The sequence below is a fragment of the Bacillus sp. FJAT-42376 genome (assembly GCF_003816055.1).
In the GTDB taxonomy this organism is placed as follows: Bacteria; Bacillota; Bacilli; order Bacillales; family Bacillaceae; genus Metabacillus_B.
Window position 1 is genome coordinate 1,212,991 of sequence record NZ_CP033906.1, and the last position, 14,360, is coordinate 1,227,350.

Genomic DNA, 14,360 nt, shown 5'->3' on the forward strand with positions numbered 1-14,360 from the left:
TTTAAAGAATAAATATGTAAAACAAGGCGGGTGTCCATTCCAAAAGGAAGACAAATGTATATAGTAAGAGGGAAGGCATAACCTCCTCAAAGTTAGTGCGACATGGGTGCAGAATCTGATTCTGCACATTTTTTTATGAGAAAATACCGGCTTAACTGCGCATTCCAATAGGCCGGAGCATTGACAAAACTCAATTCCCCGGAGTACACTATTTATAAATATTATAATGTGAGAATGTTTTTCGGAAGAGAGGTGCATGGCGGATGTCTGAACATCAGCTCAAGGAAGCGATTGATACGTTAAAGCAAACCGGAGTCCGGATTACCCCGCAGCGTCATGCCATTTTGGAATACCTTATTCAATCCATGAACCATCCTACAGCGGACGATATTTATAAATCATTGGAAGGTAAGTTTCCAAATATGAGTGTGGCAACAGTCTATAATAACCTTCGTGTTTTTAAAGAAGTCGGTCTTGTAAAAGAATTGACCTACGGTGATTCCTCCAGCCGGTTCGATTTCGTCACAACTGAGCACTACCACGTGATCTGCGAAACATGCGGCAAAATTGTAGACTTCCATTATCCGGGTCTGGATGAAGTGGAACATCTTGCAGCCCATGTCACGGGATTCAAAGTAAGCCATCACAGGATGGAAATCTACGGGGAATGCAGCAGCTGCAGCCAGAAAAAAATCCATTAAAAAAGCTGATAGGATTCAGAGCCTATCAGCTTTTTTTTGCCGTTTTCCGGTTATAATCTTCATTGAATTCTTTTCCTTCAAGCTGCTTGTCCAGTGTCAGAGGCTCCCGGCAGTGCATGCACATATCCACCCTTCCGAGAATTTTCGTCGGCTTTTGGCAGGAAGGACAGATTACTTGTACAGCTCTTGTCGACAGCATGCCAATCCAGAAGTAAACAGCTGTGCTGGCTAAAATCGAAAGCAATCCCAGAAGCATAAAAATTGTCATTGCAATGATTGACTGTCTGAAAAAAATCCCTAAATACATAATAATGAACCCAATAAAAACTAAACTGAGCGCGAACGTTCTTATTTTGTTAATTTTATTTGAGTATGCGCGAGCCATCTCATCATCCCCTTATACTAAATATATCACAGGAAAGGGGAAAGAAATTGAAAAATTACCCATAAATATCCGGAAAAATTCCTTGCCGGAAAAACGGATTTTAATCCTTTAGTGGGATAAATGTTTGTCGAAAAAGGGTATTACGAAAAAATGTAGAAGTAAGAGACGAATCAATCTTGTGCTTGGAGGAATTATTAAGATGGAAAACATTCTCCGTCCTATTTATCAGGAACGGGCAAGTCATCCTGACACGCTTGCAGTAATCATGGTAGAAAAAAAAGATCAGACTTCGGCTGCGACAGACATGTTTGATGCAGCTCTGCTCATCATTGTCAGGACAGCTGAAACACCTGTACATATCAAACACTACGAATTTAATAATCAGAAGGCTTCGATGCATATCGTCACAGAAAAACAAATTAGCGAATGGCTTGTTCTTGGAACAAACAGAAGAATCATTGACTGGATTTTGAACGGGAAAGTTTTATTCGACCGGAATGAATACTTGTCTTCAATGGTAGAAACACTGAATACATTTCCTTTTTCAGAAAGAAAATTAAAAATTGTAATGGAGTACGGGAAACTCATCAGGCGTTATTTTGAGGGGAAGGCTTTTTTTGAGGCAAAACAATATCTGGACGCATATAATCATATCGTTCATGCCCTTCATCATCTTGCAAGGCTGGAAGTGATTGACCAGGGCTTCTATCCGGAAATTACGGTATGGAATCAAGTAAGACAAATTGAGCCTCAGGTTTATAAACTTTACCAAGAGCTGATCGATAGCGGAGAACCTTTGAATAAAAGACTGGAACTTTTATTTTTAGCGAGTGATTTCCTCATCCATTCGAAGGCGGATGTGGGAGCCGCGCATTTGCTTTCTATATTAGAAGAAAAAGATTACTGGCATTTTTCAGAGCTCCTGGCTCATCCGGAAATCGCCTATTATGGAGTGGACCTCAGTATTTTACTGGAGTTTTTAGTGGAGAAGCAGTTCGTGGGAATCCATCTCATTGAGACGAAGGGCAAAGGAATTTATCACCGGGCTTATTCTTTTAAAAAAAGTTATTGACCTGAGTTTAACCAGGTGGTATATTAATAAGCGTCGCTGCTGAACGAAGCCGATAACGCCGAAATCGGCAGCGATAAAAATTAAAAAAAGATGTTGACTCGAGCTGCTTGAGATGTTATGATAATAAAGTCGCTTCTGAGGAAACGAACGAAACAAAATGATCTTTGAAAACTAAACAAATCGAAGTGCCAACGTTAATTCTAGAGCAACAAACAAGAGCTAGTCAAACTACTTTTTGGAGAGTTTGATCCTGGCTCAGGACGAACGCTGGCGGCGTGCCTAATACATGCAAGTCGAGCGGATCTCTTCGGAGATCAGCGGCGGACGGGTGAGTAACACGTGGGCAACCTGCCTGTAAGACTGGGATAACTCCGGGAAACCGGAGCTAATACCGGATAACCTTTCGAACCGCATGGTTCGGAATTGAAAGACGGTTATGCTGTCACTTACAGATGGGCCCGCGGCGCATTAGCTAGTTGGTGAGGTAATGGCTCACCAAGGCGACGATGCGTAGCCGACCTGAGAGGGTGATCGGCCACACTGGGACTGAGACACGGCCCAGACTCCTACGGGAGGCAGCAGTAGGGAATCTTCCGCAATGGACGAAAGTCTGACGGAGCAACGCCGCGTGAGTGATGAAGGTTTTCGGATCGTAAAGCTCTGTTGTTAGGGAAGAACAAGTGCGGGAGTCACTGCCCGCGCCTTGACGGTACCTAACCAGAAAGCCACGGCTAACTACGTGCCAGCAGCCGCGGTAATACGTAGGTGGCAAGCGTTGTCCGGAATTATTGGGCGTAAAGCGCGCGCAGGCGGTCTTTTAAGTCTGATGTGAAAGCCCCCGGCTCAACCGGGGAGGGTCATTGGAAACTGGAGGACTTGAGTGCAGAAGAGGAGAGTGGAATTCCACGTGTAGCGGTGAAATGCGTAGAGATGTGGAGGAACACCAGTGGCGAAGGCGACTCTCTGGTCTGTAACTGACGCTGAGGCGCGAAAGCGTGGGGAGCGAACAGGATTAGATACCCTGGTAGTCCACGCCGTAAACGATGAGTGCTAAGTGTTAGAGGGTTTCCGCCCTTTAGTGCTGCAGCTAACGCATTAAGCACTCCGCCTGGGGAGTACGGTCGCAAGACTGAAACTCAAAGGAATTGACGGGGGCCCGCACAAGCGGTGGAGCATGTGGTTTAATTCGAAGCAACGCGAAGAACCTTACCAGGTCTTGACATCCTCTGCCACTTCTAGAGATAGAAGGTTCCCCTTCGGGGGACAGAGTGACAGGTGGTGCATGGTTGTCGTCAGCTCGTGTCGTGAGATGTTGGGTTAAGTCCCGCAACGAGCGCAACCCTTGATCTTAGTTGCCAGCATTCAGTTGGGCACTCTAAGGTGACTGCCGGTGACAAACCGGAGGAAGGTGGGGATGACGTCAAATCATCATGCCCCTTATGACCTGGGCTACACACGTGCTACAATGGATGGTACAAAGGGCAGCGAAACCGCGAGGTTCAGCGAATCCCATAAAACCATTCTCAGTTCGGATTGCAGGCTGCAACTCGCCTGCATGAAGCCGGAATCGCTAGTAATCGCGGATCAGCATGCCGCGGTGAATACGTTCCCGGGCCTTGTACACACCGCCCGTCACACCACGAGAGTTTGCAACACCCGAAGTCGGTGGGGTAACCCGTAAGGGAGCCAGCCGCCTAAGGTGGGGCAGATGATTGGGGTGAAGTCGTAACAAGGTAGCCGTATCGGAAGGTGCGGCTGGATCACCTCCTTTCTAAGGAAGAATTATCAGCACCCATGCGGTGCAGCGATTAACGGACGCACTTCGAATTTGTTTAGTTTTGAGAGATCATTCTCTCTTAACTTGTTCTTTGAAAACTAGATAACGATATGAATGTCAAACATTCACACGAGTAAGAAAGAACCTTACGATTTTCTTCTGCGTCTATCGCAGAATGAAATGAAAAGTCTGAAGACATCTGTTTTCAGCTTCTAACGAAGATAACTCCGTTATCAGGTTAAGTTAGAAAGGGCGCACGGTGGATGCCTTGGCACTAGGAGCCGATGAAGGACGGTACGAACACCGATATGCTTCGGGGAGCTGTAAGTAAGCGTTGATCCGGAGATTTCCGAATGGGGAAACCCGCTGCTCGTAATGGAGCAGCATCCTGACTTGAATACATAGAGTCTGGAAGGCATACCCGGGGAACTGAAACATCTAAGTACCCGGAGGAAGAGAAAGCAAATGCGATTCCCTGAGTAGCGGCGAGCGAAACGGGATCAGCCCAAACCAGAAGGCTTGCCTTCTGGGGTTGTAGGACACTCAACACGGAGTTACAAAGGAACGGGGTAGGCGAAGCGGTCTGGAAAGGCCCGCCAGAGAAGGTAACAGCCCTGTAATCGAAACTTCGTTCCCTCCTGAGTGGATCCTGAGTACGGCGGGACACGAGAAATCCCGTCGGAATCCGGGAGGACCATCTCCCAAGGCTAAATACTCCCTAGTGACCGATAGTGAACCAGTACCGTGAGGGAAAGGTGAAAAGCACCCCGGAAGGGGAGTGAAACAGATCCTGAAACCGTGTGCCTACAAGTAGTCAGAGCCCGTTAACGGGTGATGGCGTGCCTTTTGTAGAATGAACCGGCGAGTTACGATTACGTGCAAGGTTAAGTTGAAGAGACGGAGCCGCAGCGAAAGCGAGTCTGAATAGGGCGAATGAGTACGTGGTCGTAGACCCGAAACCAGGTGATCTACCCATGTCCAGGGTGAAGTTCAGGTAACACTGAATGGAGGCCCGAACCCACGCACGTTGAAAAGTGCGGGGATGAGGTGTGGGTAGCGGAGAAATTCCAATCGAACCTGGAGATAGCTGGTTCTCTCCGAAATAGCTTTAGGGCTAGCCTCATAGCAAGAGTCTTGGAGGTAGAGCACTGATTGGACTAGGGGCCCTCATCGGGTTACCGAATTCAGTCAAACTCCGAATGCCAAAGACTTATCTATGGGAGTCAGACTGCGAGTGATAAGATCCGTAGTCAAAAGGGAAACAGCCCAGACCACCAGCTAAGGTCCCCAAGTATCCGTTAAGTGGAAAAGGATGTGGGGTTGCTTAGACAACCAGGATGTTGGCTTAGAAGCAGCCACCATTTAAAGAGTGCGTAATAGCTCACTGGTCGAGTGACCCTGCGCCGAAAATGTACCGGGGCTAAACGGATCACCGAAGCTGTGGACTGTTCTTTCAGAACAGTGGTAGGAGAGCGTTCTAAGGGCTGTGAAGCCAGACCGGAAGGACTGGTGGAGCGCTTAGAAGTGAGAATGCCGGTATGAGTAGCGAAAGAGGGGTGAGAATCCCCTCCACCGAATGCCTAAGGTTTCCTGAGGAAGGCTCGTCCGCTCAGGGTTAGTCGGGACCTAAGCCGAGGCCGAAAGGCGTAGGCGATGGACAACAGGTTGAGATTCCTGTACCACCTCTTTTCCGTTTGAGCAATGGAGGGACGCAGGAGGATAGGGTAAGCGCGCTGTTGGATATGCGCGTCCAAGCAGGTAGGCTCAAGGGATAGGCAAATCCGTCCCTTGGTTAAGGCTGAGCTGTGATGGCGAGGGAAATTAAGTACCGAAGTTCCTGATTCCACACTGCCTAGAAAAGCTTCTAGCGAGGAAAATGGTGCCCGTACCGCAAACCGACACAGGTAGGCGAGGAGAGAATCCTAAGGTGATCGAGAGAACTCTCGTTAAGGAACTCGGCAAAATGACCCCGTAACTTCGGGAGAAGGGGTGCTCTTTAGGGTGAATAGCCTTGAAGAGCCGCAGTGAATAGGCCCAGGCGACTGTTTAGCAAAAACACAGGTCTCTGCGAAGCCGCAAGGCGAAGTATAGGGGCTGACGCCTGCCCGGTGCTGGAAGGTTAAGAGGAGAGGTTAGCGCAAGCGAAGCTTTGAATTGAAGCCCCAGTAAACGGCGGCCGTAACTATAACGGTCCTAAGGTAGCGAAATTCCTTGTCGGGTAAGTTCCGACCCGCACGAAAGGCGTAACGATCTGGGCACTGTCTCAACGAGAGACTCGGTGAAATTATAGTACCTGTGAAGATGCAGGTTACCCGCGACAGGACGGAAAGACCCCGTGGAGCTTTACTGCAGCCTGATATTGAATTTTGGCACAGCTTGTACAGGATAGGTAGGAGCCTTGGAAACCGGAGCGCCAGCTTCGGTGGAGGCATCGGTGGGATACTACCCTGGCTGTGTTGAACTTCTAACCCGCGGCCCTGATCGGGCCGGGAGACAGTGTCAGGCGGGCAGTTTGACTGGGGCGGTCGCCTCCTAAAATGTAACGGAGGCGCCCAAAGGTTCCCTCAGAATGGTTGGAAATCATTCGCAGAGTGTAAAGGCACAAGGGAGCTTGACTGCGAGACCTACAAGTCGAGCAGGGACGAAAGTCGGGCTTAGTGATCCGGTGGTTCCGCATGGAAGGGCCATCGCTCAACGGATAAAAGCTACCCCGGGGATAACAGGCTTATCTCCCCCAAGAGTCCACATCGACGGGGAGGTTTGGCACCTCGATGTCGGCTCATCGCATCCTGGGGCTGTAGTCGGTCCCAAGGGTTGGGCTGTTCGCCCATTAAAGCGGTACGCGAGCTGGGTTCAGAACGTCGTGAGACAGTTCGGTCCCTATCCGTCGCGGGCGCAGGAAATTTGAGAGGAGCTGTCCTTAGTACGAGAGGACCGGGATGGACGCACCGCTGGTGTACCAGTTGTCTTGCCAAAGGCATCGCTGGGTAGCTATGTGCGGACGGGATAAGTGCTGAAAGCATCTAAGCATGAAGCCCCCCTCAAGATGAGATTTCCCATCATTTGAGTAAGACCCCTGAAAGATGATCAGGTTGATAGGTTCGAGGTGGAAGCGTGGCGACACGTGCAGCTGACGAATACTAATCGGTCGAGGACTTAACCTTTATTCAAGTAAGGCTTCCATTACTCGTGAAGCATATCGTTATCTAGTTTTGAGTGAACAAAAAAGATTAAAAAAAGTCTTGATTTTTTCTGCTCAGACGATATAATTAATCTTGTCACTTTTAAAACTTGTCTGGTAACTATGGCAAAGAGGTCACACCCGTTCCCATACCGAACACGGAAGTTAAGCTCTTTAGCGCCGATGGTAGTTGGGGGTTTCCCCCTGTGAGAGTAGGACGTTGCCAGGCAGGTATTCCGCAGTAGCTCAGTGGTAGAGCTATCGGCTGTTAACCGATCGGTCGCAGGTTCGAGTCCTGCCTGCGGAGCCATATTATGGAGAGCTGTCCGAGTGGCCGAAGGAGCACGATTGGAAATCGTGTATACGTCATAAGCGTATCGGGGGTTCGAATCCCCCGCTCTCCGCCATAATATCTGGCCCGTTGGTCAAGCGGTTAAGACACCGCCCTTTCACGGCGGTAACACGGGTTCGAATCCCGTACGGGTCACCAACAATTTTAAATCAGCAGCAAGTTAAAGGTGTTACGATCACCCAACAAAACGAATGTAAGAGGGTTGGGAGGAGCAAGCAGTGCAATTGCGCCGCTCATCACAAGCCGAAACACTACATGGAGGATTAGCTCAGCTGGGAGAGCATCTGCCTTACAAGCAGAGGGTCGGCGGTTCGATCCCGTCATCCTCCACCATTAACCTATTATAATTATTATTGTCGCGGGGTGGAGCAACGAGCGAAACTTCTGCGAAAATGCTTCGAGTTGTACTCGCTGAGCTGCTGCTTGGTTTTACTTCCTGAAGCGAGGACAGTCAGCTGTCTGAGAGCATGCTTAAACTTAATACTTCTTATTATCGCGGGGTGGAGCAGTCTGGTAGCTCGTCGGGCTCATAACCCGAAGGTCGCAGGTTCAAATCCTGTCCCCGCAACCAAAATGGTCCGGTAGTTCAGTTGGTTAGAATGCCTGCCTGTCACGCAGGAGGTCGCGGGTTCGAGTCCCGTCCGGACCGCCATTTGATTTTTCGATCAAATCTAAGTAAAATGTAAGAGGGTTTCAATAGAAGCCGAAACTTAATGGCTTGGTAGCTCAGTCGGTAGAGCAATGGACTGAAAATCCATGTGTCGGCGGTTCGATTCCGTCCCAAGCCACCATTTGTTTTTTGCCGGTGTAGCTCAATTGGTAGAGCAACTGACTTGTAATCAGTAGGTTGGGGGTTCAAGTCCTCTTGCCGGCACTGTCTTCACTGATGTGGAGGGGTAGCGAAGTGGCTAAACGCGGCGGACTGTAAATCCGCTCCTTAGGGTTCGGCAGTTCGAATCTGCCCCCCTCCACCATTTACAGGGGCATAGTTTAACGGTAGAACAGAGGTCTCCAAAACCTCCGGTGTGGGTTCGATTCCTACTGCCCCTGCCAATATAAATTCATAATGTGGCGATTGTGGCGAAGTGGTTAACGCATCGGATTGTGGTTCCGACATTCGTGGGTTCGATTCCCATCAGTCGCCCCATATTTTTGTCTTTAGATATTGGCTGCTGTATAATCAATATACATAGATGGGCTATAGCCAAGCGGTAAGGCAACGGACTTTGACTCCGTCATGCGTTGGTTCGAATCCAGCTAGCCCAGCCATTTTTATTTTAAAGGAAATACTTTACTTCCTTTTGCATAGAATGACTTACAGAGATCCATTAAGCGGAAGTAGTTCAGTGGTAGAACACCACCTTGCCAAGGTGGGGGTCGCGGGTTCGAATCCCGTCTTCCGCTCCATAAGTTTGGCGGCATAGCCAAGAGGAAAGGCAGAGGACTGCAACTCCTTTACCCCCGGTTCGAATCCGGGTGCCGCCTCCAAACAATATGCCGGTGTGGCGGAATTGGCAGACGCGCACGACTCAAAATCGTGTTCCTCTGGAGTGCCGGTTCGACCCCGGCCACCGGTATCATAGAAAAAGACCTCAACCTTCATGGTGGGGTCTTTTTTTGTTCCCGTCTTTGAACGAACGAAATAAATGGCAACGGGTTACCTTATGCTCGTCACCGGTGCACCACTTTTTCAGGATGAACAGGTGGAAAAGGATTCTTTACTCTGAGCGTTGAAGTGTAAGGCAAAGAATGTTGTTAGTATTCCTAAAGTACTTATACTGAGAGGATGACAATGAACATGGGCAAACTGGTTGTGAACATGTTTATGACGCTGGACGGCGTTATTCAGGCTCCGGGAAGAGTGGATGAAGATGGAGAGGGCGGGTTCAGCTACGGAGGATGGCAGGCACCGTATGTCGATCCGGAATCGGGGCAGCTGATTGCAGCTGATTATGCAAAGCTTGACGCGCTGCTGCTCGGCCGCAAAACGTACGAAATCTTTGCTCCATATTGGCAGCAGGCTCCGGCCAGCAATCCGTTCACCACGCTGTTCAATGAAAAACCCAAATATGTTGTGTCCCGCACATTAACGGGCGTCGACTGGAACAATTCTAAGCTCATCAAGGGGGAAGTGGCAACAATTGTGCCCTTGCTGAAGGAGAGGTATGCAGAGGTCCACGTTGCCGGAAGCAGCCACTTAATTCAGACATTGCTGCTTCACGGACTGATTGACCGTATGAACATCTGGCAGTTCCCGGTATTGCTTGGAAAGGGCAAACGGTTCTTTGACTCGGGTACGATCCCTACGGCCCTGCGCCTGCTTGAATCGAGAACATTCCGGAGCGGCTCGGTTCTATTGCGCTATGAGACTGCGGGAGAACCGGCGTTCCGGAATATGGGGCAGGAAAAGGATGAGCCGCGTCCATAAGATAAAGGGCATATATCTCGGCAGATAAATAGCTAATATACCCAATTTGTGCGCAGCCGCATGCTTTTTCCTGTAAACATGATAGAATGGTAGGCAGAACGATTTTCGTTCACATTGTTTTATTAAGGAGATTTTATTTGGATACATCCATTATGGCATTTAAGAAAGACATTGATGCATTAGACAAAGGTCATGTTTTATATTTCATAGATGAACCGCACGTATATATTAAAAACGCAGCTGCCTATATTCTCTCCGGAGTTGAGAAGGGGGAGCATGTTTTTGTCATTGAAAATGAGAGGATGTTTTCTTCTTTGCATGCCCTGCTGAAAACTTCATTGACTAAGACTCAGCTCGATATGGTTCATTTCGTAAACAATTTTGATTTTTACTATTCCAATGGAGATTTTCACACCCCTACGATCGTGGCTTATTTTCTGGAGGTTGTGAAGCCGGTCCTCCATGAAAAACAGGCGTTTCGGACATGGGCCCATATTGAGTGGGGGGAATTAAAGGATATTGAGAGTAAGCTTGATGCTTATGAAATAAATGCTAAAACGACCGTGCATGAGATGGAATTGCTTTCAGTCTGCGCCTATGATGTGGTGCGCCTGCCGGAAACCATTAAAGGTTCATTATTAAACTCGCACGACTATTTAATACGTAATCATGAATTAGAGACTTTAAACCGGCAGAATGCGGTAAATGAATAATTTCTTAGGTCTTGCTTACTGTGAGGCCTCTTTTTTTAATTGTGAACCTTCTATTAACATTTTCGATACGGCTTGTCTTCTATTCTATTAAAGGATACAATTCTCGTATAACCATCACGTTACGGTTTAGGGGTGATTCCGTTGGGGCTGAGAAATTAAAGATTGGTGAATTGGCTGAATTGTGTGGAGTAACAAAGAGAACGATTGACCATTATACGAATCTGGGTCTACTAAAAGCAGAACGTTCCCCTTCGAATTACCGCTATTATGATCGGTCTGCTGTTGAGCAAATCCATTTGATTGAACAATGTAAAGCAGACGGGATGCATTTGGCGGAAATTAAGAAGCGGCTGCTGGAAAAGGACGCAGAGGAAATTGATTTATCGGAATTGAGATTAAAAATATGCGGTCTTGAAAAGGATGTTTCTGACGTACTGGCTCATTTGGATAAAAATGATCCAAAGAATGCGGAGCTGATCAAAAAGAATTTGTCTCCCGAAAGTTTATCGCTGATTCAGACTTTGCTTGTGCTGCTTAATTGAATTTATTCAGGAGGTGTGAGATCTTACTTTTGTAAGATCCTTCATTGACAGCTATTAACTTAATTATGTTTGTACTTTTAATTGCACTAACCGGGTTCTTCGTAGCTACGGAGTTCGCGATTGTTAAAATCCGTATGTCCAGGATTGATCAAATGATTGAAGAGGGCAGGAAGGGTGCTGTTGCGGCTAAGAAAGTCGTTTCCCACCTGGATGAATATTTATCTGCGTGTCAGCTTGGAATTACGGTAACGGCCCTTGGACTTGGGTGGCTTGGGGAGCCGACGTTTGAAATTCTATTACACCCTGCGTTTGAATATTTTCAAATAAATGAATCATTGTCTCATGTGCTGACAATCGGTATTGCTTTTGCCCTGGTAACCTTTCTCCATGTTGTTATAGGGGAGCTCGCGCCAAAAACAGTGGCGATTCAAAAGGCGGAGGCTGTAACCCTTGCATTCGCCAAGCCGATTATTTGGTTCTACCGCATTATGTATCCCTTCATATGGTTCTTGAACGGTTCAGCACGCTTTCTGGTCGGTCTATTCGGCCTTAAGCCTGCTTCGGAACACGAACTGGCCCACTCGGAGGAAGAACTGCGTCTGCTGCTCTCAGAGAGCTACAGGAGCGGTGAAATTAATAAAAATGAGCTAAAATATGTGAACAATATTTTTGAATTTGATGAAAGAATCGCGAAGGAAATCATGGTTCCGCGTACCGAGATGGTGAGCATTTCCATTGATGCCCCTTTTGATGAGATTATGGAAACGATGATTGAAGAAAACTATACCCGCTATCCGGTTACGGACGGAGACAAGGATAATATCCTTGGTTTCATGAATGTGAAGGAATTGCTGACGGCTAAGGTAATGAACGGGAACTCCAACGAGGAATTGAAGCTTGAATCCTTCATTAATCCCGTCATCCGGGTCATAGAGAATATCCCGATTCATGATCTGCTAGTGAAAATGCAAAAAGAGCGCACCCATGTTGCGATTCTCATGGATGAGTACGGCGGTACATCCGGTATGGTAACCGCTGAAGATATTTTAGAAGAAATTGTTGGTGAAATCCGCGACGAATTTGATGAGGATGAAGTAGCCGAGATCCGCAAAGTCGGCGAACAGCATTATATTCTGGATGCGAAACTGCTTATCGATGATGTGAATGACCTTCTTGGAACAGAGCTTGAAAATGAAGAGGTCGATACAATCGGGGGCTGGTTCCTGACGCTGAATATTGATGCCGAGTCCGGTTCGGAGATTGAGGAACAGGGTTATCTATTCCGTGTTCATGAAATTGATGGCCATCAGATTTATTATTTGGAAGTGAAAAAAGTTTAAAAGAAAAAGCCATGGATGACATGGCTTTTTCTATGTTTAGGAAAGACCGGTATATATGGCAAGAAGCAGGCGTGCAGAACCAATGTCAGCACGTCTTCATCATTTTCCCCCGTAACTCATGTGCTCGTATCTGCCGCGGATGATTCCGTATACTCCATATAAAATCAAGCCGAGTGCCACTGCCCCGAGCAGCCATTGTCCGTATGGCTGTTTAGCCAATTCAGAAAGGGCGCCGTCCAGACCTTTATTTTGGCTTGGATCCGAGGTGACGGCTGTTTGTACGAAGAAGAATCCAACGATGGCCAGTACGATGCCGCGGGCGATCAGGCCCATTTTGCCGGAGTTACGGGCAATTTTGCGCTCGTGCATGCTCATTTCGCTTGTTTTAAACTTCGTCATGAATTTTTCTTTGTAGCCGGAGATGAATTCATACACCCCATAGCCGATAATGATCACCCCGATGCCGCCAATTATCCACTGTCCGTAAGGCTTAGAAAGGAGCTGGGCGGACATGCTTTGCTCCGAGCTTCCACCAGAGCTGCCGCCGTTCAGTGCGGTTTTAATGGCGGTGAAGGCAATGCTTCCATAGATGACAGCGCTGATCAGATAGCCGATCCGGATGAAGATTCCTTTTGCGTTGGATCCCCGGTGCTCAGGGTCCGAGAAGCATTTGACAATTCCCCAAATACAGTAGCCGATTAATCCTATCCCGATAATCCACAGAAGCACTTGACCAAATGGCATGTTAGGCAGCGATTGAAGCATTCCCTTTGTATCCGTCGTTTTGCCGCCTGCCCCGATGGCTGCCATGAAAGCGAGAACCCCGATCAGCCCATAGACGAGCCCTTGTGCCATGTAACCGAAGCGCCCAAGCCTGCGAATCCATGGTTTCGTGTCATGCTTTGCTTTTTCTGAAGTTTGCCGTGCTCCAGCTTTTGATCTTGATAATTCCATCTTGTACCCTCCACGTTTTCTTCTCAATTTGTACTTCGTAAATTCCCTCTGGCAAAGTATTAGAAACCTTTTTCCTGTGCAGACGCTACTCCTTTTCTTTCCATCTGTATCCCTTTCTTAGAAAAGGAAGCGGAGGTTAGCACAATGAGAGAGTATACTTCGTTTAAAAATGTGAAAGAAATGGATCAATTTGTGAGTGAGGTGCTGGAGCAGCTGCCGCTGGGCCAAATGGATAGAAAGCTGTTAAAGCTCCTGGCAGGATACTCCTGCAAATTTCCGGGAGTGAGTTTTATGAAACTTAAAACGATGGCCGCACATCTGCAAGTCAGCATTAAAACCATCCAGAGAGCCATTAAAAACCTGGCGAATGAAGGAATTGTTAAAAGGATGAAGATGATCAGACCGGTAAGCGGCGGATACGGGGCGTCCCTCACTCTCATATGTCCAATCGATTTGTCCAATCGCAGCAATCCGGCAGAGCCTGTAGGAACAAAGGATGAACCACCGTGCAAAAAGAATGAAACCATTCTTTTTCAATCAAATTTAAAAGATTTAAAAGAACGACAGCAGGAACCTCAAATAGACTATAGCTATGTAACGGAATGGGTTCCTCATGAATTTTTGGAAACGGTGCAGCCGTTCATCAATCCGGAGTCAGCATTCAGGCTGTGGGGAAAAGTTCTGGCTGCCGGAAAAAGGCATGCTCCAAGTGTAGTGGACTTAGTTCCGCCTGCCATCCGGGCATTTAAAGCATCCGTATTTGCATTAAAAATGAAAAGAATCAAGAAAAGTTTTGCCGGATATTTTTGGGGAACGGTCTGCGGAGTTTTAGGAGTTGAACAGCGGAGAGCAAAAGGCCCCCTTTATAATTGGCTTGAGTAGGTATACAAAAAGAGGGCTCTCCAATCCTATCTG

General features: G+C 47.6%; 9 protein-coding genes, 15 tRNA genes and 3 rRNA genes. 25 read left to right on the forward strand and 2 right to left on the reverse strand.

The features are described from left to right. The first annotated feature begins 263 nt into the window (after positions 1-263). Complete coding sequence (perR, locus tag CEF21_RS06120) at positions 264-701, forward strand: peroxide-responsive transcriptional repressor PerR (RefSeq protein WP_123914230.1); 438 nt, start codon at positions 264-266, stop codon at positions 699-701. Between the two features lie 25 nt (positions 702-726). Here perR and CEF21_RS06125 read toward each other — a convergent pair whose 3' ends face one another. Then, positions 727-1,086 carry a YgzB family protein gene (locus CEF21_RS06125; RefSeq protein ID WP_123914232.1) on the reverse strand — a complete coding sequence of 120 codons (360 nt, stop codon included), beginning with the start codon at positions 1,084-1,086 and terminating at the stop codon, positions 727-729. Between the two features lie 199 nt (positions 1,087-1,285). On the opposite strand from CEF21_RS06125, the gene CEF21_RS06130 reads away from it, so the two are divergent. The 23 genes from CEF21_RS06130 (at position 1,286) to CEF21_RS06240 (ending at position 12,491) form a co-directional block, all read left to right on the forward strand. Continuing rightward, positions 1,286-2,158 (forward strand): nucleotidyltransferase-like protein, encoded by an 873-nt coding sequence (locus CEF21_RS06130; protein WP_123914234.1) that lies wholly within the window; start codon positions 1,286-1,288, stop codon positions 2,156-2,158. Between the two features lie 232 nt (positions 2,159-2,390). Next, positions 2,391-3,929: ribosomal RNA gene (locus CEF21_RS06135) — 16S ribosomal RNA — on the forward strand. A gap of 242 nt (positions 3,930-4,171) precedes the next feature. Next, a 23S ribosomal RNA gene (locus CEF21_RS06140) occupies positions 4,172-7,099 on the forward strand. A 130-nt stretch (positions 7,100-7,229) separates the two neighbouring features. After that, positions 7,230-7,345 (forward strand): 5S ribosomal RNA (gene rrf, locus CEF21_RS06145). The 16S, 23S and 5S rRNA genes sit together here with 15 tRNA genes alongside, the layout of an rRNA operon. Before the next feature lie 6 nt (positions 7,346-7,351). Next, positions 7,352-7,426 (forward strand) — tRNA-Asn (locus CEF21_RS06150). A gap of 6 nt (positions 7,427-7,432) precedes the next feature. Further along, positions 7,433-7,523: transfer RNA gene (locus CEF21_RS06155), tRNA-Ser, on the forward strand. A gap of 8 nt (positions 7,524-7,531) precedes the next feature. After that, positions 7,532-7,606, forward strand: a tRNA-Glu gene (locus tag CEF21_RS06160). Between the two features lie 119 nt (positions 7,607-7,725). Continuing rightward, positions 7,726-7,801 (forward strand) — tRNA-Val (locus tag CEF21_RS06165). A gap of 161 nt (positions 7,802-7,962) precedes the next feature. Then, a tRNA-Met gene (locus tag CEF21_RS06170) sits at positions 7,963-8,039 on the forward strand. A gap of 4 nt (positions 8,040-8,043) precedes the next feature. Continuing rightward, positions 8,044-8,120: transfer RNA gene (locus CEF21_RS06175), tRNA-Asp, on the forward strand. A gap of 63 nt (positions 8,121-8,183) precedes the next feature. Beyond that, positions 8,184-8,259: transfer RNA gene (locus CEF21_RS06180), tRNA-Phe, on the forward strand. Between the two features lie 10 nt (positions 8,260-8,269). Continuing rightward, positions 8,270-8,342: transfer RNA gene (locus CEF21_RS06185), tRNA-Thr, on the forward strand. 16 nt (positions 8,343-8,358) lie between these two features. Further along, positions 8,359-8,442 (forward strand) — tRNA-Tyr (locus CEF21_RS06190). Between the two features lie 5 nt (positions 8,443-8,447). Beyond that, positions 8,448-8,521 (forward strand) — tRNA-Trp (locus tag CEF21_RS06195). Between the two features lie 18 nt (positions 8,522-8,539). Then, a tRNA-His gene (locus tag CEF21_RS06200) sits at positions 8,540-8,615 on the forward strand. A 47-nt stretch (positions 8,616-8,662) separates the two neighbouring features. Next, positions 8,663-8,737 (forward strand) — tRNA-Gln (locus tag CEF21_RS06205). A gap of 63 nt (positions 8,738-8,800) precedes the next feature. Further along, positions 8,801-8,875 (forward strand) — tRNA-Gly (locus tag CEF21_RS06210). A 7-nt stretch (positions 8,876-8,882) separates the two neighbouring features. Beyond that, positions 8,883-8,956: transfer RNA gene (locus CEF21_RS06215), tRNA-Cys, on the forward strand. Positions 8,957-8,964: 8 nt separating this feature from the next. Next, positions 8,965-9,045 (forward strand) — tRNA-Leu (locus CEF21_RS06220). A gap of 221 nt (positions 9,046-9,266) precedes the next feature. Beyond that, entirely contained in the window at positions 9,267-9,896 is a 630-nt protein-coding gene (locus CEF21_RS06225) for a dihydrofolate reductase family protein (RefSeq protein WP_123914236.1), read from the forward strand. A gap of 137 nt (positions 9,897-10,033) precedes the next feature. Beyond that, on the forward strand, positions 10,034-10,609 hold the full coding sequence (locus CEF21_RS06230) for an MEDS domain-containing protein (RefSeq protein WP_164462094.1): 576 nt from the start codon (positions 10,034-10,036) through the stop codon (positions 10,607-10,609). A 170-nt stretch (positions 10,610-10,779) separates the two neighbouring features. Then, a complete protein-coding gene (locus CEF21_RS06235) occupies positions 10,780-11,151 on the forward strand; it encodes a MerR family transcriptional regulator (RefSeq protein ID WP_123914240.1) in 372 nt (123 codons plus the stop codon). 44 nt (positions 11,152-11,195) lie between these two features. Further along, positions 11,196-12,491 carry a hemolysin family protein gene (locus CEF21_RS06240; protein ID WP_123914242.1) on the forward strand — a complete coding sequence of 432 codons (1,296 nt, stop codon included), beginning with the start codon at positions 11,196-11,198 and terminating at the stop codon, positions 12,489-12,491. 99 nt (positions 12,492-12,590) lie between these two features. On the opposite strand, the gene CEF21_RS06245 is transcribed toward CEF21_RS06240, so the two are convergent. Next, entirely contained in the window at positions 12,591-13,445 is an 855-nt protein-coding gene (locus tag CEF21_RS06245) for a DUF1206 domain-containing protein (RefSeq protein WP_123914244.1), read from the reverse strand. 144 nt (positions 13,446-13,589) lie between these two features. Here CEF21_RS06245 and CEF21_RS06250 point away from each other — a divergent pair, with 144 nt between their 5' ends. Then, complete coding sequence (locus tag CEF21_RS06250; RefSeq protein ID WP_241156774.1) at positions 13,590-14,327, forward strand: helix-turn-helix domain-containing protein; 738 nt, start codon at positions 13,590-13,592, stop codon at positions 14,325-14,327. Positions 14,328-14,360 lie beyond the last annotated feature (33 nt).